Raw genomic sequence first — 770 nt, forward strand, 5'->3', positions numbered from 1 at the left:
TCGTTCGCGCAGGAGCGGTTGTGGTTGGTGGATCAGTTGGGTGGGTCGGCGGCTTACAACATTCCGCATGCGTTGCGGTTTCGGGGTGGGTTGTGTGTGGGGTCGTTGGAGCGGGCGTTGGGTGAGGTGGTGGCGCGGCATGAGGTGTTGAGGTCGCGGTTTGTGGTGGTGGGTGGGCGGTTGGTGGTGCGGGTGGCGCCGGTGGGGGGTTTTGTGTTGCCGGTGGTGGATGTGTCGGGGGAGGTGGATGTGGTGGGTGCGGCGGGGGTGGTGTCGGCGCGGGAGGCGTGTGAGCCGATGGATTTGGCGCGGGGTCCGTTGGTGCGGGGTTTGTTGGTGCGGTTGGGTGTTGATGATCATGTGTTGTTGTTGACGGTTCATCACATTGTGTCGGATGGGTGGTCGTCTGGGGTTTTGGCGCGTGAGGTGGTGGCGTTGTACGGGGCGTTTCGTTCGGGTGGTGGGTCGCCGTTGGCGGGGTTGGTGGTGCAGTACGGGGATTTTGCGGTGTGGCAGCGGGGGTGGTTGGTGGGGGATGTGGTGCAGCGGTTGGTGGGGTATTGGCGGTCGCGGTTGGTGGGTGTGTCGTTGGTGGATCTGCCGGGTGATCGGGTGCGGCCGGCGGTGTTGAGTGGTCGGGGGGTGACGCGGCGGTTTGTGGTGCCGGTGGGGTTGGCGTCGCGGTTGGTGGGGTTGGCGGGTCGTGAGGGTGCGACGTTGTTCATGGTGTTGGTGGCGGGGTTCACGGCGGCGTTGCATCGGGTGACGGG

1 protein-coding gene is annotated in these 770 nt (G+C 65.7%); it reads left to right on the top strand.

The window, feature by feature from the left end; all coding sequences use genetic code 11:
* Positions 1-27: 27 nt before the first annotated feature.
* Positions 28-770, top strand: a 743-nt coding sequence (locus ACSNN9_RS28530) for a condensation domain-containing protein (protein ID WP_436676399.1), incomplete at its 3' end; no start/stop codon positions are given.

It is taken from the genome of Micromonospora sp. URMC 107, assembly GCF_051386315.1.
Classification (GTDB): Bacteria; Actinomycetota; Actinomycetes; order Mycobacteriales; family Micromonosporaceae; genus Micromonospora.